At 39.5% G+C, this 23,738-nt stretch carries 22 protein-coding genes and 1 riboswitch; of the genes, 6 read left to right on the top strand and 16 right to left on the bottom strand.

Annotated features, from left to right (window positions below):
* Positions 1 to 17 precede the first annotated feature (17 nt).
* The 3 genes from FLK20_RS05825 (at position 18) to FLK20_RS05815 (ending at position 3,667) form a co-directional block, all read left to right on the top strand.
* Entirely contained in the window at positions 18 to 1,094 is a 1,077-nt protein-coding gene (locus FLK20_RS05825; RefSeq protein ID WP_152655606.1) for a tartrate dehydrogenase, read from the top strand.
* Between the two features lie 122 nt (positions 1,095 to 1,216).
* Entirely contained in the window at positions 1,217 to 2,344 is a 1,128-nt protein-coding gene (locus FLK20_RS05820; RefSeq protein WP_152655605.1) for a glycerate kinase, read from the top strand.
* A gap of 48 nt (positions 2,345 to 2,392) precedes the next feature.
* Positions 2,393 to 3,667, top strand: coding sequence for an SLC13 family permease (locus FLK20_RS05815; protein WP_152655604.1), 1,275 nt, complete (start codon positions 2,393 to 2,395; stop codon positions 3,665 to 3,667).
* A 123-nt stretch (positions 3,668 to 3,790) separates the two neighbouring features.
* Here FLK20_RS05815 and FLK20_RS05810 read toward each other — a convergent pair whose 3' ends face one another.
* From FLK20_RS05810 to FLK20_RS21555, 5 genes are all read right to left on the bottom strand, one after another.
* Positions 3,791 to 5,176, bottom strand: coding sequence for a sodium/glutamate symporter (locus tag FLK20_RS05810; RefSeq protein ID WP_152655603.1), 1,386 nt, complete (start codon positions 5,174 to 5,176; stop codon positions 3,791 to 3,793).
* 25 nt (positions 5,177 to 5,201) lie between these two features.
* Complete coding sequence (locus tag FLK20_RS05805) at positions 5,202 to 6,368, bottom strand: alanine dehydrogenase (RefSeq protein WP_152655602.1); 1,167 nt, start codon at positions 6,366 to 6,368, stop codon at positions 5,202 to 5,204.
* 668 nt (positions 6,369 to 7,036) lie between these two features.
* On the bottom strand, positions 7,037 to 7,429 hold the full coding sequence (locus FLK20_RS05800; RefSeq protein ID WP_194165540.1) for a VOC family protein: 393 nt from the start codon (positions 7,427 to 7,429) through the stop codon (positions 7,037 to 7,039).
* A gap of 90 nt (positions 7,430 to 7,519) precedes the next feature.
* Positions 7,520 to 7,867 (bottom strand): bacillithiol system redox-active protein YtxJ, encoded by a 348-nt coding sequence (ytxJ, locus tag FLK20_RS05795; protein WP_227994868.1) that lies wholly within the window; start codon positions 7,865 to 7,867, stop codon positions 7,520 to 7,522.
* Positions 7,868 to 7,896: 29 nt separating this feature from the next.
* Entirely contained in the window at positions 7,897 to 8,055 is a 159-nt protein-coding gene (locus FLK20_RS21555; RefSeq protein ID WP_194165539.1) for a glycine zipper domain-containing protein, read from the bottom strand.
* 194 nt (positions 8,056 to 8,249) lie between these two features.
* On the opposite strand from FLK20_RS21555, the gene FLK20_RS05790 reads away from it, so the two are divergent.
* Positions 8,250 to 8,933 carry a YjjG family noncanonical pyrimidine nucleotidase gene (locus tag FLK20_RS05790; RefSeq protein WP_152655599.1) on the top strand — a complete coding sequence of 228 codons (684 nt, stop codon included), beginning with the start codon at positions 8,250 to 8,252 and terminating at the stop codon, positions 8,931 to 8,933.
* A 110-nt stretch (positions 8,934 to 9,043) separates the two neighbouring features.
* Here FLK20_RS05790 and FLK20_RS05785 read toward each other — a convergent pair whose 3' ends face one another.
* The 7 genes from FLK20_RS05785 to ribD form a co-directional block, all read right to left on the bottom strand.
* A complete protein-coding gene (locus FLK20_RS05785) occupies positions 9,044 to 10,021 on the bottom strand; it encodes a ring-cleaving dioxygenase (protein WP_152655598.1) in 978 nt (325 codons plus the stop codon).
* 31 nt (positions 10,022 to 10,052) lie between these two features.
* Positions 10,053 to 10,991, bottom strand: a complete 939-nt coding sequence (locus FLK20_RS05780) for a ring-cleaving dioxygenase (protein ID WP_152655597.1) — start codon at positions 10,989 to 10,991, stop codon at positions 10,053 to 10,055.
* A gap of 60 nt (positions 10,992 to 11,051) precedes the next feature.
* Positions 11,052 to 11,489 (bottom strand): MarR family winged helix-turn-helix transcriptional regulator, encoded by a 438-nt coding sequence (locus FLK20_RS05775; protein WP_152655596.1) that lies wholly within the window; start codon positions 11,487 to 11,489, stop codon positions 11,052 to 11,054.
* Positions 11,490 to 11,682: 193 nt separating this feature from the next.
* Positions 11,683 to 12,150 (bottom strand): 6,7-dimethyl-8-ribityllumazine synthase, encoded by a 468-nt coding sequence (gene ribH / locus FLK20_RS05770; RefSeq protein ID WP_152655595.1) that lies wholly within the window; start codon positions 12,148 to 12,150, stop codon positions 11,683 to 11,685.
* Between the two features lie 2 nt (positions 12,151 to 12,152).
* Positions 12,153 to 13,352 (bottom strand): GTP cyclohydrolase II, encoded by a 1,200-nt coding sequence (gene ribA, locus FLK20_RS05765; protein ID WP_152655594.1) that lies wholly within the window; start codon positions 13,350 to 13,352, stop codon positions 12,153 to 12,155.
* A 10-nt stretch (positions 13,353 to 13,362) separates the two neighbouring features.
* A complete protein-coding gene (locus FLK20_RS05760; RefSeq protein WP_152655593.1) occupies positions 13,363 to 13,989 on the bottom strand; it encodes a riboflavin synthase in 627 nt (208 codons plus the stop codon).
* A complete protein-coding gene (gene ribD / locus FLK20_RS05755; RefSeq protein ID WP_152655592.1) occupies positions 13,922 to 15,049 on the bottom strand; it encodes a bifunctional diaminohydroxyphosphoribosylaminopyrimidine deaminase/5-amino-6-(5-phosphoribosylamino)uracil reductase RibD in 1,128 nt (375 codons plus the stop codon). The genes FLK20_RS05760 and ribD overlap by 68 nt, the downstream gene beginning before the upstream one ends.
* 141 nt (positions 15,050 to 15,190) lie before the next feature.
* A riboswitch (FMN riboswitch) is annotated at positions 15,191 to 15,328 on the bottom strand.
* Positions 15,329 to 15,709: 381 nt separating this feature from the next.
* Here ribD and FLK20_RS05750 point away from each other — a divergent pair.
* Positions 15,710 to 17,245: a BCCT family transporter gene (locus tag FLK20_RS05750; RefSeq protein WP_152655591.1), complete on the top strand. Its 1,536-nt coding sequence runs from the start codon at positions 15,710 to 15,712 to the stop codon at positions 17,243 to 17,245.
* Positions 17,246 to 17,355: 110 nt separating this feature from the next.
* Here the strand turns inward: FLK20_RS05750 and FLK20_RS05745 are convergent, their stop codons facing one another.
* Complete coding sequence (locus FLK20_RS05745; RefSeq protein WP_227994867.1) at positions 17,356 to 17,895, bottom strand: helicase; 540 nt, start codon at positions 17,893 to 17,895, stop codon at positions 17,356 to 17,358.
* Between the two features lie 153 nt (positions 17,896 to 18,048).
* Positions 18,049 to 19,404, bottom strand: a complete 1,356-nt coding sequence (gene aroA / locus FLK20_RS05740) for a 3-phosphoshikimate 1-carboxyvinyltransferase (RefSeq protein ID WP_227994866.1) — start codon at positions 19,402 to 19,404, stop codon at positions 18,049 to 18,051.
* A gap of 106 nt (positions 19,405 to 19,510) precedes the next feature.
* Between aroA and FLK20_RS05735 the strand changes: the two genes are divergently transcribed.
* Positions 19,511 to 20,386 (top strand): LysR family transcriptional regulator, encoded by an 876-nt coding sequence (locus FLK20_RS05735; protein ID WP_227994865.1) that lies wholly within the window; start codon positions 19,511 to 19,513, stop codon positions 20,384 to 20,386.
* A 506-nt stretch (positions 20,387 to 20,892) separates the two neighbouring features.
* Here FLK20_RS05735 and FLK20_RS05730 read toward each other — a convergent pair.
* On the bottom strand, positions 20,893 to 22,344 hold the full coding sequence (locus FLK20_RS05730) for an SLC13 family permease (RefSeq protein WP_227994864.1): 1,452 nt from the start codon (positions 22,342 to 22,344) through the stop codon (positions 20,893 to 20,895).
* A 5-nt stretch (positions 22,345 to 22,349) separates the two neighbouring features.
* Complete coding sequence (locus tag FLK20_RS05725; RefSeq protein WP_152655590.1) at positions 22,350 to 23,528, bottom strand: glycerate kinase family protein; 1,179 nt, start codon at positions 23,526 to 23,528, stop codon at positions 22,350 to 22,352.
* Between the last annotated feature and the right edge of the window lie 210 nt (positions 23,529 to 23,738).

The raw sequence follows: 23,738 nt of genomic DNA, 5'->3' as shown, positions 1-23,738 counted from the left end.
ATCAAGGGGGAAGCGTAATGACAAAAACATTTAAGCTTGCAGTAATTCCAGGAGATGGTATCGGGAAAGAGGTAATTGCAGCCGGTATGAAGGTATTAACCTGCCTGGAGGAACAGTCAAACGGTAAATTCAAATTTGAAAGCGATTACTTCAATTGGGGAAGTGATTACTATATAGAGCATGGAAGCATGATCCCAAAAGACGGTGTAGAAACTTTAAAAAATTATGATGCCATTTATTTTGGGGCTGTCGGTGACCCTCGTGTTCCGGATCATGTCAGCTTATGGGGGCTGCGTATCGCAATTTGCCAAGGGCTGGATCAATGGGCAAATATCAGACCTGTTGAATTTTTGCCAGGTGTTCAACACCGTATCGCCCATCCTGATCCGGAAAGCCTCAACTGGATCTTAGTACGTGAAAATTCAGAGGGGGAATACTCCGGAATCGGCGGAAGAAACTTTAGCGCCCGTCCTGATGAAAGAGAGGTAGCTATTCAATCTTCCATTTTTACAGAGCATGGCTGTGAACGCATTATCCGCTTTGCATTCGATCTTGCACGGACACGAAAAAGAAAGAAAGTAACCAGTGTTACGAAAAGTAATGCACAGCAATATGGAATGGTTTTATGGGACGAAGTATTTGAACGCGTTAGTAAAGAATATCCAGACGTAGAGACGGATCAATGGCTGGTAGATGCGATGGCTGCTCAATTTGTACTGAATCCGGAAAGCCTGGAGGTTGTGGTTGCATCTAATTTATTCGCTGATATTTTATCCGATTTAGGAAGTGCTCTGGCAGGCAGCTTAGGAATTGCATCCAGTGCTAATCTGCAGGTGGATAAGCGTCACCCGAGCATGTTTGAATCTGTACATGGATCAGCTCCAGATATCGCCGGAAAAGGTGTAGCAAATCCAATTGGCACCATTGCCAGTGCTGCTCTCATGCTGGAGGATTTAGGGCTGCATGAAGAAGCAAATAATTTACAAGAGGCAATTCGCAACACAACTGCACAAGGCATCATTACTCGTGATATTGGCGGAACAAGTAATACAGAAGAAATTACAAATGCTATTATTAAAAATCTGACACTGTAATAATGTAGTCCTTATATTTGAAGTGTGTCCAATCATAAAAGGTACTGAGATAGACTTATCTGAGTACCTTTTTTCCAAAGGAGAAAACAAGATCATTTTACTTATATAGAGGGAGGAAATTCATGAAAGTCTTAACTGCTGTCGATTCATTTAAAGGAAGTATAGACTCTTCGGAAATTAATCGTATTATAGCAAAAGAATTAGAGAATAGAGGCTTAGAAGTTATTCAAAAGCCCTTGGCAGATGGTGGTGAGGGCACAATAGATGCTTTAATTGATGCAGAAATTGCAGAAAGGATAGAGTGTACAGTCACAGGCGGGCTGGGTGAAAAAATAACAAGCTATTATGCCATGATGCATGATGGTACGGCAGTCATTGAAATTGCTCAAATCTGTGGATTACCTATGATCCCTCCAAACAAGAGAAATCCTTTGTATACGACTACATATGGTGTGGGTGAAGCAATAATACACGCAATAGAACATGGCGCAGTGAATATTGTTATTACACTTGGCGGCAGTGCAACAAATGATGTGGGAATTGGTATGCTGCAAGCCTTAGGGGTAACCATTACAACCCCCTCTCATCAATCCGTCTTATCAGGAGCTGCTGCCTTAGAAGCTATTACACATATAGATTTTTCAACATGTATAACATCAAATAAAGATGTCTCATTAACCGTAATCACAGATGTGCAAAATCCGCTTTGGGGTCCGGACGGGGCTACCTATATTTTTGGTCCGCAAAAAGGAATGACTCCAGATGACTTAATGCAAATTGAAAAGCAGATACAGCGATTATGTACAATATCCCCTATTCTACAAAAATATCAGGATACTCCAGGCGCAGGAGCTGCAGGTGGTTTAGGGGCTGCATGCTTAGCACTTGGAGCGCAAATATTTGATGGGGCAGATTGGTTTATGGAAAAACTCCAAATTAAAGAAACCATTCCACAAGTTGATGTTGTTATTACTGGAGAAGGAAGATTGGATTCCCAGACATTGTCAGGGAAAGCACCCGTAAGCATTGCACGTCATGCGCAGCATCTAAATAAGTCAGTGATCGCTATAGCCGGGAGCATAGATACTTCCTTACTGCCAGATTTTTATGAAAGCGGTATCAAATCATGTTTATCTGTTATTCCCGGTATTCAAACTTTAGAACAGGCAATGTCATTATCACAAGTACAGAAAAATATCAGCTATATCTCACAACAAATTGCTTCCTTCCTGACATGGTCAAAGGAGTAGTCTCACGTATTTTCATTTATCAAACGGATATGCCTTAGGAGGAATTATATGAGTCCTGAAATGATTACTTTGCTTTTTTTAATATTTGCCATTATTATGTTTGCTTTGGAAAAGATTCCACTGCCTATTACAGCAATGATTGTGGCAGTTGGATTAATATTAACCGGTGTTTTAGATCCGGGTGAGGCTTTCAGCGGCTTTGTTAATAATAATGTATTGCTTTTTATAGCTATGTTTATTGTTGGCGCAGCTTTTTTTGAAACAGGAATGGCACAAAGGTTCGGTGGTATTATTACAAAATTTGCAAAAACGGAACGAATGCTAATTGCTGTTATTATGATTATCACTGGCACACTTTCCGGTTTCTTATCCAATACAGGTACAGCTGCTGTCTTCATTCCAGTTATCATTGGTGTAGCAGCAAAATCAGGATTTGCCAGGTCCAGGTTACTCCTTCCACTGGTTTTTGCAGCGGCGATGGGCGGAAATTTAAGCCTGATTGGTGCTCCCGGAAATATGATTGCCCAATCGGCTTTACAGGATATCGGATTATCATTTGGATTTTTTGAGTATGCAAAAGTTGGCTTGCCTATATTAATCATTGGTATCTTGTATTTTTGCTTTTTCGGTTATCGCTTATTACCAAACCGAAAGGATCGAGCATTAGATAGTGATTCTGTTTTTAACCAGCAGGTAGATTATTCGAATGTACCTAAATGGAAACAGTATATGTCCCTGATTGTTCTTACCTTAACTGTGCTAGCGATGATTCTGGAGGATGTTATCGGGGTACCATTGCATGTATCTGCATGGGTTGGAGCATTAACTTTAGTAGCAACCAGAGTTATTTCAGAAAGAGCTGCCATGAGATCGATTGATATGAGTACCATTCTTTTATTTGTCGGTTCTTTAGCATTAGCCACCGCCATTGACAGCTCTGGAGCTGGTGCAACCATCGCGCATTCACTAATCGGTCTTTTAGGCAGCACACCATCACCATATTTATTGTTATTCTTAATTCTGGCCATATCCGCTATTATGACAAACTTTATGTCCAATACAGCAACTACTGCTTTATTAGTGCCAATCAGTTTGTCGATCGCAAGCTCAATTGGCGCAGATCCAAGAGCTGTATTAATGGCAACCGTAATTGGAGGGTCTTTAGCATTTGCAACACCAATCGGCATGCCAGCTAATACCATGATTTATGGTATAGGTGGATATCGATTTATGGACTATGTGAAAGCAGGTGCACCGCTCGTTTTCGTTTCCGTTATTGTCTCTATGGTATTACTTCCTATCTTCTTTCCGTTTTACCCTTAGGGAAGATTATAAATAATACGATAGATGCAGGGACAACATCAAAAGTTTACTAATAAAAAAGAAGAAGACCGGACTCTCCCGAATCCAGCCTTCTTCTTTTCTATTATTCTATTTCTAGATTCGTCACTCATCCTTCCTGTCCAAAGGAACAGGAGGCCGATCTCCCAGTGGAATTTTCCAATACCACCATTTAAATATTCTTGCTATGACAAAACAGGCAATCGCAATCGCTAAATAGATACCTACAAATGCCCAGTGCTGCCCAGTCAACAGCATAATCGGGCCCGCTGACCATGCAAACAATTCCAGAGGTGTGTTCAATGGTCCAACAACCGCTGTATCTGTCAGCGTTTTTGATTTATTATTTGGATCAATGACTCTTAACAATGTAAGTCCAATCGCAAATACGCCTGTAGAATAACCATATACAAAGATAGAACGTTCAAACCAGCTTTCGTAGTTCATACCTGGCCCAATAACAACAAGCATTATTACTACAATAATCAGACCTGAAAGCATGAGTATCGTTAATGGAAGCCAATATTCCCTGACAACTGGCAATTGAATCGATGCTACCCCAAAAAAGACAAGATAGTCAGTTGCAGCACTTCCTAAACGGTCAACAACTTTACTGTCTACATACTTATAGATGCCTTTTTTCCCTCTGCCTAATAGAATGTACATCAGCAATGCAAGTATAAACGAGATGGTGAAGGTAGGAAATTCCATATTCCATGTCTCAGCAATATAGTTATTGAGTAAATAACCCAATCCTGCCGGAACAGCTAATAAAGCTAAATGGAACGCCAACGGATCCAGCGCAATGGGCGATACTGTTTCGTCACCCATCGTTGTTCGATTTTCAGGCTTTACTAAACCTGTTTTTAAATCCTCTGATATCTCAGAGAAGTCTTTGACATAATGGGTATAGCCTTTCTTAGTCGCCCATTTAATAAAAATAAGCCCGCCAAAAATACCAACTAAAATACCACCGGTCGCTGCTGTCATCCCTAAATCAGTTGCATTTTGCCAGCCCATATTCTCAAAGGTCGTTCCAATGGCAGCTGCGGTTCCATGTCCTCCATAAAACCCTGCTGCTAATAATAATCCAAACCCATAATTAATTTCCGGGATAAATTTGGAAATAATTACAATGGAAATTATTATCGGAACAGATAATTGCAGCGCAATCCCAAGAATTTTATATGTAGCATAAGCTCCCATACGATTTATATCCCGCTTCATATTTCCTGGTGAAAATGAAAAACCATTAAGCCCTATGGATGCGAATACAAATATCGTAATTACACCTGCATAAGAACCTATCTCCCCTGATAAAGGTAAAATATCTAAAAATTCAGGCCCTAATGCCAGACCGAGCAGCCCGGCCAACAAACTTGCCGGAATAAAACTTCTTTGAATAAATTTTAATTTTGCACGTAAAAACATTCCTAATAAAATAAGAATACTTGCACAGGCAAAATCCACTAATAATGTGTTTATCGTCATCTAGTTTCCCCTTTTCCTGGTTGCATTACATCTCTACTAAATTTGTCGATCGTGTTCGCGTAGCCGGCGGAGCAAAGTCCATATCTTCCCCTTGCAGCTGCAGCACATCTTCCGGACGAACCCAAGGCCGATTTTGAATGGCACTGGTTTCTTCATGCGTTAAAAAGCCTTTATAAGCCGTTAAGCTTCTTCTTAAAAAACCATCAAGGGCACAGGCTTCTTTGACACCATGATTTAGAATAGATCGTAAATGCGGCAATACGGAAGCTGCATAAGCAACAGATGTAGAATTTGCAATTGCTCCAGGGATATTACTTACGCAATAATGAACAACACCATTTTCAATATAGGTTGGATTCTCATGTGTTGTTTCACGGAAGGACTCAATGGCACCATCTGCATCATTACTAATGTCGACAAGTACAGAACCCTTCTCCATTAAATGAAGCATGTCACGATCAATTAAGAAGTCTTTATTTTCCTTTGGCCATTTCACACAGTTAATCACCATATCGATTTCCGGCAGCAGTTTTTTAATATTTTGCTTTGTGGATAGCTGGGTGTTTACTTTTTCGTTATACGTCTTGCCAATATCTCTAAGAACACCGTAATTTACGTCCATTACTGTGCACCAGGCACCTAAGGATTGCAGCACCTGCAATGCAGAGCGTCCTACCAATCCGCCTCCCAGGATCAGCACTTTCATACCGGGAGCACCAGCAAGTCCGCTGACAAATTTTCCTTTTCCGTCATTAATCGTCAGCATGGCATTCAACCCCATCAGCGCTCCCTGCTTTCCTGCTGCTTCACAGTTAACGGAACCAAAGCGATGCGAATCCTCTGCTGTAAAGGCAATACTTTTACTGTCAAGAATAGCTTGTACCTGTTCCGGATGCGCTGCCGGATGAATACAGGTATAGACAATCTGGTTTTCTCTTAATAACCCGTACTCGCTTTCTTCAATTTCTTTCACCTTGGCAAGAAAATCACATCGTTTGTACATTTCCTCTGCTGACTCTACTATTTCAGCACCTTCCTGCTCGTATTGTTCATCGGTAAAACCAGCTGACAATCCTGCATCTTTCTGGACTAAAACAGTATGTCCATCTTCCTTAATAGTGGCTGCCTCGACAGGAGTTAATACCACACGATATTCTCCTATTTTAGTATCCTTTAGTACACCAAAAATCATTTGTATTCCTCCAATATCTTTGTAAAGACTGTTTCCATGATATGCTTTATTCAGTTCATTTTCTAAATTATACAATTTTAATTATTAGACCTGTGCTAAACTATACGTTTTATAAAAGTTATTTATATCCGTACTCCTAAATGTCGATTTAATCATTATACCAATTATTTTAGTCAGTATCTAATAATTTTTTCTTTACAGGATTAGGCTGTCTTAAAAAGTAAATTAGTAAAAGGTACCATTGATTTTATAGTAAAAGATTTTGAACAGGCTTATTCGGATATGTTTTGTTAAAAATGAAGAGACCAGTAGAAGCAGTAACCTTTAATGAGGATCCAAAAAGAATATTCCAAGGCCGTCATGAAATAGGATAATCCTGACAGACTGAAAGCTATTATTTTCAGTAAAACGAGACTTCGAACAGTAGGAGTTCTCGTTCTTCTCCCGCTGGTTGAAGTTGCCCCGCTAAAACCATCGATAGTTGAGTGGATCAGGACATCAGCGCACCTGATCTCCCGCCTGAACAGATTTATTTTCTTCTATTTGGAGGCGGGGGTTTACGGACGGTTATCTGTGATAAAATCAGTCATGACGCTAAAGATAAGCATACATAAATAGCTCCCGGAAAAAAGTATTATTTCCCGGAAGCTATTTATGTTACAAGGACCCTACTCAAGTGAAGACATCACTTCCCACGTATATCCATCTAAATCTTTAAATATACCGGTATATCCCCATTCATCTTTTTTTCCTTCCTTCACGATTGTACCGCCGGCATGTCGTGCACTGGAAAGAATGGAATCAACTGCTTCACTGTTCTTTGCCATATGGCTAAAAATAACACTGGAAGCATTTATTTTACCTTCAGGCTGTCCTGTCATCTGAGCAAATGCTGTACGTTCATACAAAACCAAAGACATTTCTCCTTCCAAAAAGAGCGCGACATGATCTTCTCCCTCTGAAATGCTGTCTTCCAGAAATGTAAATACTTGTTTATAGAATACTGTCGACTGCTCTAAATCTTCCACTGAGATGGTTACAATATCAATTTTCGGATTCATTATTTTACCGCTCCTTATTTTTACTGCCATTCTTTTTATTTTATAATTATACAAGGCTTTCGGGCGTCTGATAATTTTTGACTGCCCTCTCTATTCTAATAATCTACTGACTTCTTTTTCAATATTGGACTTCGTTATTTTCCAATGGGATGTATGCCATTTGACTTGCTGTTTATGGATAAGAAAAATTTGAGGAGATTTATGCGTGATGTCCGTGTCTTCCGCTATCTTATTAGACACTGCTCTGCTTTCAATAACCTTCACCAGATAGTAATCTATTTTATTATCTGTCCCATATAAAAGTTTTACCTGCTTGAATGCTCTTGCACTAATCATACAGGATGTACTGTGCTTAAAGATAATTATTGGAGTATCCATTGAGCGGTTCCAGATTTCACTCCACTGCTCAAGCGTTGTCAATTCATTCATCTGCTCCATATACAGACTCCTCTTCCTTTGCTTTAAACTTATTGTGACCGTCTTTTATCTAAAGTGGAACCAAGAACAAAACCAAATGCCACACCAACCGCAATACCAATCGGTATTTGATCAATAGCAACTCCTATGCTCGTACCAATTGCAACACCTAGAACGATTCCTAAGCTGCGAGATTTTGATTTTTTCATGCTCCAGCTCCTCTCCATTTTGATATGAATTACCTTATATACGGTATTGCTAAAGCAGATGTTTCCTTTTAAAGTGTAAAAAAGAAATAAATCAAACTCATTTGCACAAGCACCACTTGATCATCGAAACCTCTGTTCATTATTGCTATAATAAACAAGTAAGATCTATTAAGTTAAAAGAAAGGAAGCATGCAATGAAATACGATGTGATATTTTTTGATATAGATGATACATTATTTGACTTTGGTAAATCAGAGAAAGCAGCTTTACATAAAACATTTGAAGCCTTTGGATTGCCTGAGGGATTAGCAGATTACCGGGCAGACTACCGGGAAATCAGCAATGTGCTATGGAGAGAACTGGAGCAGGGGAAATTATCGATAACGACATTGGGAGCGGAGCGCTTTAGAAGATTATTTGCCAAGCATAACCTTCCAATTGATGGAACAGAATTTAACCATGCTTATCTTGAAAATTTAGGAAAAGAAATATATCTGGTAGACGGTGCTGCAGCATTATTTGATTCTCTTCCCGGGCAGCGTTCAGCAATTATTACAAACGGCTTTAAGCATGTGCAGTTGTCTAAGCTGGGAAACTCCCCTCTTCAGAACGTTTTTGAAGCGGTTATTATTTCAGAGGAAACAGGTTCTCAAAAGCCTGACAGCCGAATTTTTGATTATGCTTTTGCTAAGCTCGGGCTTACGAAAGAAGCGAATGCATTAATGGTTGGCGATTCCTTGACCTCTGATATTCAGGGTGGGTTAAATTACGGTATCGATACATGCTGGTTTAACCCCGCACACAAAGAAAATACGATTGGTATCCAGCCGACGTATGAAATTAATCATCTAACAGAGCTTCTTACAATTGTAAAATAAAAAGAATCGGGGATAGACTTTTCTGCCTAGCCTCGATTCTTCATGGAATACAATGATTTTCCATCCTACAGAGTAAGCTGCGCTATATTACTTTTTTTCATACTCTACTTTTATTCTTTCACAAATTCCTTTGTACTTCTCACGGTATCAATTGGTCGAACAACCTTTTCAATTTGCTCGCGTTTTGGCTCCAAAAATGGCGGGAGAGATAACTTTTCTCCAAGTGTTTCATAAGGCTCATCCCCCATGAATCCAGGACCGTCTGTTGCAAATTCGAATAAAATTTGCGGTGCCACTCTTGCATAAAGAGACTCGAAGAAATGACGATTCACATAGCCGGATGTGCTTAACCCGAATTCTTCCATTCGTTCAATCCATTCTTCCAGTACGGAACGATCCTCGACACGGAATGCGGCATGATGTACTGTGCCATAGCCTTGACGTGCTTCAGGAAAAATGGCATTGTGTTCCACAATCACAGAAGCACCATTCCCACCTTCTCCAACTTCAAATAAGTGATAAGATCCTTCAGTGGAAATTTCTTTAAACATTAATACTTTTTCCAGTATTTCTTTAAAGTGATCAAAGTTTGCAATACGGACAAACACAGGACCTAAACCAGTAATCGCATATTCCAATGGAACTGGACCTTTTTGCCAAGGGGTACCTGCTTCCACCCCTTCGTCCAGCTCATCTGAAATCAATTGATATTGCTGGTCATCAAAGTCAACAAAGGAAAGTGTTTTCTTACCAAATTGCTCTTTAATCCCTTTATGCTTAACTTCTAAACGGTCAAATCGTTTTACCCAATAATCCAATGCTGCATCGCTTGGTACGCGGAAGGAAGTTTTAGAAATTTCATTTGTTCCGTGTACCCCTTTTGGAATACCGGGAAAGTCAAAGAAAGTCATATCTGTACCAGCACTGCCTGTATCATCTGCGAAGAATAAATGGTATGTTTGAATACTATCCTGATTCACTGTTTTTTTCACTAAACGCATCCCTAAAACATAAGTGAAAAATGCATAGTTCTTTTCTGCACTGCTTGTAATTGCTGTTACGTGGTGGATTCCTTTTAATTGATTCATGTTCATTTCCTCCTAGAAATATCTTTTTTCTTTACTCTATTGGTGTTAATTTGGACTCAATTTCTGCCCGCTGTTCTTCTAAAAATGGCGGTAAATCAAGCTTTTCTCCTAAATGGTCCACATCTCCATCGACGGTAAATCCCGGACCGTCTGTTGCGATCTCAAATAAGATACCATTGGATTCGCGGAAATATAAGCTTTTAAAATAGAAGCGATCCACGATGCCGGATGATTGGAAGCCGCGTGCTTTTACTTGTTCTTCCCAAAACCTGAGCTCTTCATCATTTTTTACACGAATCGCCAAATGATGGATGCTGCCGCGGCCCGGTCTTTCTGACGGACCTTCTAAATGTTTCACAACGATTTCCCCAAAAACCTGCCCTGGAACAGATTGAAAAATAGCCTCCCGCTCATTTTGGCTGATTTTTGTATAACCAAACATATCCACCAATGTGGACGCCAGTTTATCAAGTCTTCTTACGGTCATTTCCACAGATCCCATTCCTAGAATCTGGTGTGCAGCAGGAACATCTGACTTTTCCCATGCTTCCCAGTGATCTGCTTTTTCTCCATCAGCTGCAAGCAATACCATTTGCAGCCCTTCCGGATCTTCGAATTTCATCGCCGGGTGGTTGGCATAAGTCGTTATCCCGCCGTGCAGCACATTATACATATCAAACCGTTTTTCCCAATAATGCAGGCTTTCTTCGGATGGAACCAATAATCCAATTCGGGTAATCGCATTAGTACCCCGATGGGTATTGCCGACCATCGGAATCTCAAAAAAGGTTAGCTCAGTGCCCGGACTGCCTGTTCTATCACCGTAAAATAAGTGGTACATGGATGGATCATCCTGGTTAACCGTCATTTTCACACGACGTAAACCCAGTACATCACGATAAAATCTATTATTTTCAATTGCATTTTTTGTAACCATCGAAATATGATGGTGTCCTGGAATGATATACATAGTCAATTCCTCCCTTATCAGTTTACTAGTCAAGTTATAATTAAAAAAATAATAGGACTATTATTTTTTTAACTTTCTTTCTGTATTCTTCTGCAGCTTCGACATAAGCATATATAGTGTTCTTTGTTCTTCTCCTGTTAAACAATCATTGACAATGGAAGTTTGAAAAGCCAGCTGATGTTCAAAAACTTCCTCTATTTTAGCTTCTCCTTTTGACGTCAGGCTGATCCATTTTGTTTTCCAATCCTGCTTTCGCTGGATATACCCTTCCTGCTCCAGCCGGGTAAGCATCCGTGAAATACCTCCTTCTGACACCGTCACTCGGGCAGCAAGTTCACTCTGTGTGAGAGGCTGATAAGACCAGATTTGGTTTAATACATCAAATTGTGCAACTGTAATATTAAATTGTTTTAGAAAATCATTGGACAATAGATTGCTTTGATGCATAAAACGGGCAATACGCAGCCAGATTAATGAGCCAAGTGTATTTTTTTTCATCCGCCCCATCCCCTTTCGTTAATATCATTTTACATGTTAAGTGATAAAAACGCAACCCTTTTTATATTTAATTAAAGATATTTTCCGTTTCTTCTTCCAAGAGGGACATACGTAATGCTTTAATACCCTAAAATTAAAGAAGGCTATCCTTTATACAGATAACCTTCTTTTCATTACCTTGATTCATCTATATTTAAGCCTGAATCAATTTATTTAATGAAATCATCTCCAATAAACCTAACGCAGCTTCTCCACCCTTATTCCCTGCTTTTGTACCAGCTCTCTCTAACGCCTGTTCGATGGTTTCTGTGGTCAGAACACCAAACATAACCGGAATGTCTGCATGCAGACCAATTTGTGCAATGCCTTTGGCTGCCTCATTACTGACCAGCTCATAATGTGTGGTTGCCCCGCGAATAACCGTTCCGAGTGTAATAATGCCATCATACTTTTTTGTTTTTTCTACCTGTTTTGTAATATACGGAAGCTCGAAAGCACCCGGTACCCAGTAGACATCAATATCCTCTTCTTTTACTCCATGCCTTTTTAAAATGTCCTTGGCACCTTCCAATAATTTAGAAGTAATCAGCTCATTAAATCGTGAAATCGTTATTGCTACTTTCAACTGCTCTCCTTGAAACATTCCTTCATATATAGTCATAATCATTCTCCCTCCATAGATAATAAATGATGAAACTTATCTTTCTTTACTTTTAAATAGTGTTTATTTTCATGATAAATGGTTGTTTCTATCGAAATCCGTTCAGCTACCTCAATACCATATTGCTGTAATTCCTTCACTTTATCTGGATTATTCGTTAACAAACGAATTTTCGATATTCCTTCCTTTTTCAATAACCATGCAGCAATGTCATAATGGCGTTCATCAGGGAGGAATCCAAGAGAAACATTGGCTTCATAGGTGTCTGCTCCCTGCTCCTGCAGTTCATACGTTTTTAATTTATTGAGCAGTCCAATTCCTCTTCCTTCCTGTCTCAAATACAGAATAGCCCCCCGGCCTTCCGCTGCAATCATTTGCATGGCATGCTCCAGCTGCTCACCGCAATCACAGCGGCGGGAACCAAAAATATCACCAGTCAGGCATTCTGAATGTACTCTGACTAAGACAGGCTCTTCATTATCTTTAATTTGTCCCATGGATAATACAAGCTGATCTTTTCCTTCTTCATCCTGATAAAGAGACAAATCAAATTCTCCGTGTTTTGTCGGCAGCTTCACTTTTGCATTTGCTTTGATATTGGAATAAGTCAGGTAATCTGCCAGCTCTTCTATGGTAACCAATGGCATGCTCCATTCTGCCGCAAGCTGTCTTAAATCCTGCAATCTGGCCATTGTCCCGTCTCCCTTTAAAATTTCGCAAATATAAGCAGCTTCAACATCTCCTGCCAGCTTCGCTAAATCTACTGCCGCTTCCGTATGACCTCTGCGTTCCAACACCCCGCCGTTCTTGGCTATCAACGGAAAAATATGCCCCGGCCTGTTGAAATCAGCGGCCTGACTATTTATATTTGCCAGCTCTTGAATGGTCTTTGCCCTTTCAAAAGCAGAAATCCCTGTGGTTGTCTCCTCATGATCCACACTGATGGTGAATGCTGTTTGATATTCGTCTGTGTTGTCTTTGGTCATTTCCCATAAATTTAAGTTCTCAGCAATTTGTTCAGATATTGGAGCGCAAATCAATCCCCGGGCATGTTTTGTCATAAAGTTTATAGTTTCGGCCGTAGCTTTACTGGAAAGACCTACTAAATCACCTTCTGCCTCCCGATTCTCGTCATCAGCAACAATAATCAGCCGCCCTTGTTTCAAAACTGTAATAGCTGCTTCTATATTTTGTACAGTCATGATTTCCCCTCTATTCTCCAGTGTATTTACTCAAAATCTGATTCTTTTCCGTGCCTATCATAGCTTTGATATATTTTCCAAGTATATCCGTTTCTACATTTACAAATTCACCTTGTTTTAATTGCCCAAGGTTAGTATGATTCATCGAATGAGGAATGAGCGAAATACTAAATGCCCCTGCCGTTACAGCGGATACGGTCAAGCTTGTTCCATTAATCGCTACAGAACCTTGAGCTACAATCTCTCCTTGTATTTGCGGCGGATAATAGAAGGTAAGCACAATGGAATTCTCCTTTTTTACCTTTTTGATTAACCGCGTCGTTGTATCTACATGGCCTGAAACAATATGTCCTTCCAAGCGTCCATTAGCAGCCATCGCCCGTTCCAGATTCACCGCTGCATGTACACGCAAATCAGAGAAAATTGTCTTATGAAATGTTTCCGGCATAATATCTACCGTAAAATCTGAATCAGTCACTTTGATTGCAGTCAAGCAGACACCATTGATTGCCATACTCTCGCCAATTTTATAACCCTGCAAAAGTTCCTTAGAAGCAGAGCATGTCAACTCAATATGGTGACTTGCTTTTTTGATTCGCTTGACTGTTCCTATTTCCTGAACCAATCCTGTAAACATCCTTCTTCCCCCTCCTGCTGACTATTCGTATATCTTCACCAACTGCTTCCATGCTCTGCAAAGTTAACGGTTTCGTGGATAAAACATTTCTATCACTGGAAAAGGCTGATACTCCGTTTCCGCCAATCAGCTTAGGAGAGATATACGTAATTACTTCTTCAAACAGATCTTCCGCTAAAAAAGCATCATGAATTCTGCTTCCACCTTCCACATAAACCGATTGAACCCCCTCTTTTTGCAAATAATCTACTAGCTTTGATATCGTCCAATGGTCATCGGGTATCAATCGGACATGATCAGGGATATTCTCTATAGCATCGTTTTTTGTAAACACCCAGACAGGAATGGCTTCCCTATAAATCTGATACTTTTCAAAATCCAGTGTCACTCCTTTCCGATCCAAAATAATACGAATCGGCGGGAAATCAGTAATTTCATTCGGTAATAGCTTAGGATTATCCGCTAAAACTGTCCCGCTCCCTGCTATAATAGCCTGGAAATATTGCCGCTCCTCATGCACTCTTTTATACGTTTCTTCTCCTGTGAGATACGTCCGTTGTAGCGGATCGACGGAAATTTTACCATCCAGACTGACAGCTTGCTTTAATACAATGTAAGGGCGCTTGCTTCTATGAAAATAGTTATAATGCTTATTCAATACTTCTGCCTCGTCCTGCAATATACCGGAAATCACTTGTATCCCATGGGATTCTAGATACGCCTTCCCTTTTCCCGCAACAACAGGATTAGGGTCAAGCTGTGCAATCACAACTTTTGAAATACCACTATCGATAATCGTTTGGGTACAAGGGGGCTGTTTTCCAGTATGATTACATGGCTCCAGCGTTACATACATCGTTGAATCGATTAAATCTCCGGGAGTTTCACACTGGTCGATAGCCATCTTCTCTGCATGCCTCTCACCATATCTCTGATGAAAACCAGTCGCTAAAATGGCACCATCTTTTACAATTACTGCACCGACTAAAGGGTTCGTATATGTGCTTCCTTTCCCCAGTTTTGCAAGCTCTATCGCTTGCTCCATATACAGTGTATCCACGTGCTTCCTCCTTTCTTAAACCGCAAAAAGCCCCGTGAAGAATCTTCACGGGGCATACTTAAATAAACTATGTCATGGTCACCTGAGCGGACTTTTGTGTACGCAAAAAGAATACACTCCACCCGTCTATTGTGCTGACTAAGTTTTCTTCTCCCATCCAGACTTTAACTGTCGGCTCCAGAATCTCACTGGATCCACCGCTATACGCGGGTCACGGACTTCAAACCTTAAATGTTTGTCACCGCCGGTCGGGAATTGCACCCTGCCCCGAAGAATAATATTCGATTCCATTATAGAATATCTTATTTTACCAATTTGTCAAATTAAATTCCACCTAATATGATAATTTCTACTACATTTTATAGCACGCTGCTCCTTTAATAATTATTGAAAAAAAGAGACAATTTCAAATAAAAAAGTATGATTGACAATACGATAAAAGTGATTTAGGGTATAGAACGGTGGAATTATACTTCCGTTGCTGGAGTATAATTCCACTTTTTATTTTGCTGCGTTTCTGTTTCCTATTTCATGATATTAAAATGACATGTCGGGGTTTTTTTCGCATTTCCCCCGGATTATACTCATTAAATAAAAAACCTGGATTCGGAGAAAAAATAAAAATATAGAATAATTTAACAAAATGGAGGAAAAGAAGGAATGCAAGATTCAAATAGAAAGAGAACTTCTTTAGATTTACCAACATTCCTTATAAGTGGCGGTGCATTATTATTATTTGTTATAGCTGCATTTATCAATGCTGACTTTGTTGCTGATATGGTTGATACTTTATTCGGCTGGTCCGCTACTTATTTTGGAGTAATTTATCAGATGACTGTATTAGTCACATTTTTTATTGCTTTAGGCTTAGCATTTTCTAAATACGGAAAAATCCGTTTAGGTAAGATGAAAAAACCGGAAATGAGTACATTTAAGTGGATTTGTATTATTATGTGTACTTTATTAGCAGGTGGAGGAATATTTTGGGCGGCAGCAGAGCCTCTATCCCATTTTATAACCGTGCCTCCTCATTTCTCTGGAATTGAAAATGGGACAATGGAGGCAGTTGTACCTGCCTTAGCATCCAGCTTCGTTGACTGGGGCTTCCTGTCATGGGCTATTTTAGGAACACTGGGCACCATCGTATTAATGTATGCCCACTATCATAAAGGCATGCCATTAAAGCCAAGATCTTTGTTATATCCGATTTTCGGCGAGAAAATCATGAAGAACAGTATATTAGGAACACTTGTTGATTCCTTTTCTATTCTTGCTGTTGCTGCTGGAACAATTGGACCGATTGGATTCTTAGGGCTGCAGACTGGCTATGGATTAAACGCATTAACTGGTTTGCCAAATACCTTAGTTATTCAAATTATCATTATTATCGTCATTGTTGTTGGTGCAGCTATTTCTGCTGTAACAGGAATTCATCGGGGTATTCAGCTGTTAACCAGCTTTAATGTTCTTTTGGCACTTGGATTAATCATCGGAATCTTATTACTCGGACAAGGTTTCTTTATCTTTAACAATTATTTCGAAGCATTCGGCCTTTATGTAAATGATTTTATTTCATTCAGTACCTTCCGGGCGGATGAAGAATGGCTTAGCTTGTGGACGGTATTTTTCTTTGCATGGTTTATTGGCTATGGCCCAATTATGGCATTATTTACAGCACGAATCTCACGCGGACGTACCATACGCGAACTCATTATTGCGGTTGCCGTTATCGCTCCAATTATTACAACATTTTGGTTTACGGTTGTCGGCGGAACAGGAATTTTTCATGAATTAAATTCCCCTGGCTCGATATCAACTGCATTGAACGAGGCTGGTCCTCCCGCTGCAATGATAGCTATTACAGAGCAATTGCCATTTCCTATGGTTTTCGGAGCCTTGTTCCTGCTGGCTACTGTTATTTTCGTATTAACAACGGCAGACTCTATGGCCTTGTCCATTTCCATGACGATTACTGGCGAAGGAAACCCTCCCAGCTGGTTAAGAGCATTTTATGCATTGGTTATGGGGCTTGTTGCTATTGTTTTAGTTACCATTGGTGAAGGCAGTGTCGATGCCCTGCAATCCTTTATTGTGGTGACAGCCGTGCCTGTTGTATTCCTACTGATTACAACATTCTGGACAGCTCCAAAAGCAGCTAAAGATCTGTATGATAATCATAAAAAAGAAACTTTGTAAAATATAGTGTAAACAACCTTTCTCTTAATTTGGAAGAAAGGTTGTTTTTTATCATATGAAAAAACTTTATAAATACCGCATGAGTGGGATTCTAAATCTGCTTTATATCATTATTTCTTTGCAATACAAAATATAAAATGATCATCCGGATTCCAAACATGTTCTTCATCAGCAATATACCCACGCAACCATAAATTTCCTTGAATCCGTCGAAGATAAAAACCTTTGGGAACACTCACATCCTCACTAAAAATCTTTGAAGCTATCGTTATTGAGCCATAAGGAGCACGATGTTGAAGCTGATTTTCATCATATCCTTCTGCCTGATTTAAATACGCCAATCTTACATAAGGCGCTAATTCAAGTGGACAAGGTTCCAGTTTAAGATCAGCGGCTTTACTAAAAAGCCGGGATGTCGTAGCTCCATCAATACATCCAAGGTCCTTTACAGCAAGTTCAATAACCTTAGCTTGATAATGTTTTTTAGATACCTCAAAATATTTACTGGCTAACAGTTGCTCGGCAAGTTCATTTAAAAATATCTTATTTTCTTTCATTTTTTGAAGTAACTCCGATTTCGTATAACCGCCTGCTTTAATTATTTTTATATTTGGATCGCAATCATGGTATTTCTTTTCACCTTTGGTCACGGGCAGCTCCTCCTCATGATCTTCTATTTTTTTAATTGTATTAACAAAAAAATAGTTCCTTTGCATACGCAAGTCGGCTCAATTATCATAACACAATATTCTCAACATTATGTTATGATAATTTTTCATATTGTTAGATATAATCTTTTGTAATCACCGAGTTCTTTCCTGTTTTATATCCAACCCAAGCTCCTCCAACAGCGTAAAATATCCCGGAAATGTTTTAGAAACACAGCCCGGATCATGTAACTGAATTCCCTCAATCTTTGATCCGATCAGCGCTAATGCCATCGCAACCCGATGATCATCATAGGTATTTAAACAGGCTGGTTTCGGAGTCCCCGGATAGACTTTTAACCCATCATCAAATTCCTCTGTCTGAATTCCTAACTCCTTTAAAGCCTCACAGATAACACTTATCCGGTCAGACTCATGATGGCGGATATGAGCAACGTCTTTGATAGTTATTGGAGCATCCGCAAATGGAGCAATCGCTGCTAAAGTTAATGCCTGATCAGACATCTCCTTCATAGATATCTCAAAGCCTCCTTTTAATTGTGCAGTGCCTTCCAGCTCAATAAAGGAATCACCTTCTGTCACCTTACAGCCCATCTTTTCAAAAATATCCAGCATCTGAATATCCGGCTGTTTTGTCTTCTCTGTTAATCCATTTATCCGAATTCTGCCGTTTGTTACCGCAGCCAGTGCTAAAAAGTAGCAGGCTGCGGAAGCATCAGGCTCGAGTTGAATATCCTTTGCAGTGTACGTCTTAGGGTTTACAATGATTTGCTCGAGAGCATTATCATACTGCACTTCTGCCCCAAAATCCTTCATTAAATCAAGCGTTAAAAATACATAAGCATGTTGAACGATTTCATCCTCAAGGCTTACTGTTGTTGTTTCTTTGAAGTATGGTGCAGCAATTAATACCCCGCTGATAAATTGACTGGATATAGTGCCCGAAAGACTTACTTCGCCACCTTTCATTTCTTTGCCTTTAATCTGTAACGGATAATAATCTTTATCAGACAAGTAGTCGATTTCAGCACCAAGCTGCCTTAAAGCATGGATAAGCGGTGCAATCGGTCTTTTGCTCATACTTTGACTTGCTTCCAGCTCCCACTCACCTTCACCGGATGCTGCTAATACTCCTGGCAGAAATCTTGCAATGGTTCCAGCTGCACCTATGTATAAATGATTAGATCTCCAATTCCCGCTGCTACCTTTAATATAAGCTGTATCACCCTGAATCTTGATATCCACTCCTAATCGTTTTAAAGCCTCGATACACCAGTATGAATCATCACTTTTCAAAATACCGATCACTTTAGAATTGCCCTCTGCCAAAGCACTGATAATAAGCGCTCTGTTCGTCAGGCTTTTGCTCCCGGGAATGGTGGTAGAAGCTTCTATTCTTCGCTTCGCAGGTGAAACGGTTATCTGATTTATCCCATTTAAAGGTGTCCACGGACTTCTGGCTTTGACATCAAACATATGATTTTCCTCCATCCTTATTCTCTCCTTTATTCGCTGCTGTTTGTTATTCATTATAATCAGGGTTATGATATAAATAAAATTAATATTTTTAACATTGGCTATAGGTGGTATCTATATCATGAATACAGACTTATATCGAGTATTTTATATAACAGCAATGAAAAAGAATTTTAGTAAAGCAGCAAAACGGCTTTTTATCACACAGCCGAGTGTCAGCCATTCCATCAAGCAGTTAGAAAATGAGCTGGGAATTCAGCTTTTTACCAGAACATCCAAAGGAGTCTTGCTTACAAAGGAAGGGGAAGTGTTATTTAATTACCTCAAACAAGCGTTTGATTTAATTGATAATGCAGAACAGAAAATAGCGGAAATGAAAAACTTGCAAAGCGGCACTGTCACAATCGGGGGAAGTGATTCAACCTGCAAACATTATCTGCTGCCGTATGTCCAAACCTTCCAGGAGTTATATCCTGATATTCAAATTAAATTACAGCATGGCTCTACACCACAGATTTTGGACAAGCTGGCAAATGGATTGATTGATATCGGCATCGTTCACTTACCAGTCCATCAAAGCAATGTTTCCATAACGGATTTTTTAAGTATTAACAGCATATTTGTTGTTGGGAAAAGGTTTCAGTACCTATCGAGAGAAAGGCTTTCTCTATCAGAAATACAAGCATATCCGATTATATCTTTTTCCGAAGCAAGCAGCTCGAGAAAATTTCTTAATCAGCTTTTTTTAAAGCAAGAGCTGGATGTGAAACCGGATATCGAAGTGGGCAGTGTGGAATTATTAATTGAATGTGCAAAAATTGGTATGGGGATTGCTTTTGTGACAAAAGAGCTTGTGTTAAAGGAATTAGCTGAAAAACAATTATTTGAAGTGAAAATCGATGAGGTTATTGAAAAGAGAAAGATTGGATTGGCAACGAAAAAAGATGCTTCTTTATCGTTGGCAGCTGATACGTTTTTAAATCATTTGTTAACATAGCAGATAAAAGCATACGTACAATTAACGTGATAAAATCGAACGTGCGCTTCATCTGCTTAAACAGAATAATTATACCTTCCTTACATGTATCATGAAACGAATTTATTTATCAAACTCCGACAGAAGACTCCCACCTCAAGGAATGTGAAGGACATAGCCCAATGAGCAGATGGGAGATGAATGTCGGTAGACGTTAGCCTAAATGGTTGAATAACACGAACATTTGTACTATAATATACTTGTAAGTTGCTCTTTGAAAATGGAAGATATGGGGTTGTTGCAGAAAATTCGTCTGCAACGTAAAATCTTCAACGTTCAGTCGCCCCACACGACCCGAAGTTGCGAAAATCAAGCTAAAGTAGGACGTGTGGCGAGTCCAACGTACAAGATATGAAGCACGGACCGTCGGGATAACGGGGTTAGCCTGCTAAAAAACTGGTGGATGCACCGGTGTTCGCAGGAATCTCCCACTTCAAATTTTCATTAGAAAATGAAGTGGAGGTAGTTCAAAAATGCATCCCCGTCCATTGCCAGAAAGTAAAATAGAATAACATGGTAACTCCTATATAAACTGGCATTAATATAGCACTGATCTTTAATAGATTGCCAGCATCGTATGAAATTCCTGCTTCCTCATAAAAGAGAAGCAATGCTTTAGAGCTGACTGGAAATGTAACACAATAGTTCATACCTACCAGACTTAGAAAAACAACTGTGGAAGGATCAACTCCTATTGTTTCACTAAATAATAATAAACCTGGAATAAAAACGATTGCGCGTGTTGTATGCGAAGTAATATATAGATGACTTGTCACAGTTATCAGCAGGATAATCAAAACAATAAGCCATTCTGGAGAACCCGTAAATAAATGCAAGATGCCCAGCATTTCATTTTCAATCCATTGAACGACACCTGTATCTATCAGCACCCTCCCCAGTGCAGTTGCAGCAGCAACAAATAGAATCAAATTCCAGGATACGGCATTGATTCCTTGTTTCCAGCTAAGAACTCCGTAATGCGGCATCATCATTAAAATGGCACCTACCATTGTGATAAACGCTATATCATAGCCATGTATACTTTCTGTCATCCAACCCGCTATTAAAAACGAAATGAACATCAAGGTCTTTTTTTCTTTTCCATTCATTGCTTTTTGATAGTTAGCTTTTTCTTCAGATTGCAGGTTTTCTATTTCCTCTGACTCATCTTTTGGCCATAGCATCCATTTAATCCATAAAACAGAAAATAATGAAATGACGATGGTAAATGGAACTCCCCATATAAACCATTGGATATAAGATATGCTTTGATCTGTCGTGCTTTTCAGCAGTCCTATCCCAATTAAATGAGATCCTGCACCTATTAAAGTAGCTGAGGTACTCATTAATATGATAACAGGTGCTAATATAGCTAACACACTCTGTTCCTTCGCCGAAAAATTCCGGCCAATCTGGTTGATAATCGGCATGGATAAGGCCGCACGACCAGATGTAGAAGGTATGAAAAATGCTGATGTAAATAAAACGGAACTTAGCCCAAAGAGCATATTGGTCTTTTTATTAGACTTGCTCCATATGAAAAGTGTTAACCGTTCCGCTAATCCAGATACTTTCACCGCCTCACCAATGATAAACGAGCCGACCATTAGCCACACGACTTCCTCAGAAAGTGAGTGGTATAATAATTCCGATTCTCCTGCACCCATTAAAATAATGAACACAATGAGTGCAATGGCTACAAATCCTGCTGATATTTTCGTTGCCACCCATAACGTCATCGCTGACAAAAATGCAAATAAGGATATCTTAGCACGGTAATCCAGAGCATCAATAAATAAAACTGCAACCATCATCAAGACATGTATGCCGATAATCACTATTGTCTTCATAGACAGCTGTTGCATCCAGATGTCTATCTTAGACTGTTTCGCGGCATGCCTCTCTGTTCTTGTCATCATGGTTCTTAAACGCTTTCCTTCATATATTTTCTTTGCGCAAGCTCCAAACCGACCCAAACCTGCCGTAACACAGATTCCGTGCTCTGCTCAATCCATTTCGGTGCTTTTTCTATTGCTTTTTCTAAAGAAATAGGTTTTTGAATAATACTGCAGTATGCATCTATACCCACACGATAATTTAATTTTGCTCCCTTACCAATGGTACCGGTAATAGCGATGACCGGGATGTTATTTTTTTTCGCAATACGCGCGACCTCTGCCGGGATTTTTCCATTTGGCGTCTGGAAATCCAGGCTTCCTTCTGCCGTAAATACAAGGTCAGCTGTTGCAATTTTTTCTTCTATGTTTATATAGTCCATAATAATGTCAAACCGTGGATGTAATTTGGCTCCAGCAAACGCAATAAGCCCCGCGCCTAACCCGCCAGATGCTCCACTACCCGGCAAGGAACGAACATTAATTCCTAATTCGTCATGAATTAAATTTGCATAATGGTCTAATGCGGATGATAGCTGTTCAACTTGTTTTGGCGTTGCTCCTTTTTGCGGTCCAAAAACACGTGCGACCCCTTTTTCCCCGCATAAAATATTCTTCCAGTTACATGCAACATTAATGGAAACACCCTGTAATCGTTTATCTATATGCGTCATTACAATAGTTTCCACATTCATTAAATCTTTTCCTCCATGAATATCGACAATTTGCTGTTTCTCATCTAAAAATTGAACACCCAGCGCTTGCGCCATTCCTGCACCACCGTCAGATGTGCCTGAATCTCCACAGCCGATTAATATATTGTCAACACCTAAATCAAGTGCAGCAAGTATCAATTCGCCGACACCATAGGTCGTTGTTTTTAAAGGATTTCTTAGATTATGCGGTACTAATTTCAATCCTGATACCGCTGCCATTTCAATGACAGCAGTTCTTTTACCATTCTCTACGAAAATACCAAAATGACTTTTGATTTTCTTGCCTACTGGCCCCGTTACCTTTCTATATATTAATTCTCCATCTTTTATATTCACAATGGTCTTCGCAAATCCTTCTCCTCCATCTATCATTGGTATAACATCCACATCGATAGACGGGTTAAAGCTTTTCACTCCACGTTCCATTGCTACAGCTACTTCCTCCGCATCCAGACATTCTTTAAAACCTGAAGGTACCATTACAATTTTCATTTCAACATTCCTCCTAAGATTTTCTTTGGTAGTTTTTACTGTACTATCAAAAAATTAGAAAATAATGAGAAAAAGACTACGAAAATAATTAGAATATAATTAAAATCTTAATTTTTTTACAATAAAGAAGAACTACTCACACATAAAAGAAGTTTCCTGCCATTAACAGCTAGCATTTTTTATGCATCCACATTCTACAAAGAGCAGAAT

The sequence above is a fragment of the Oceanobacillus sp. CFH 90083 genome (genome assembly GCF_009389585.1).
Classification (GTDB): Bacteria; Bacillota; Bacilli; order Bacillales; family Amphibacillaceae; genus Oceanobacillus.
The sequence above is the reverse complement of the archived record's forward strand: the minus strand, read 5'-3'. Positions and strand labels throughout refer to the sequence as shown.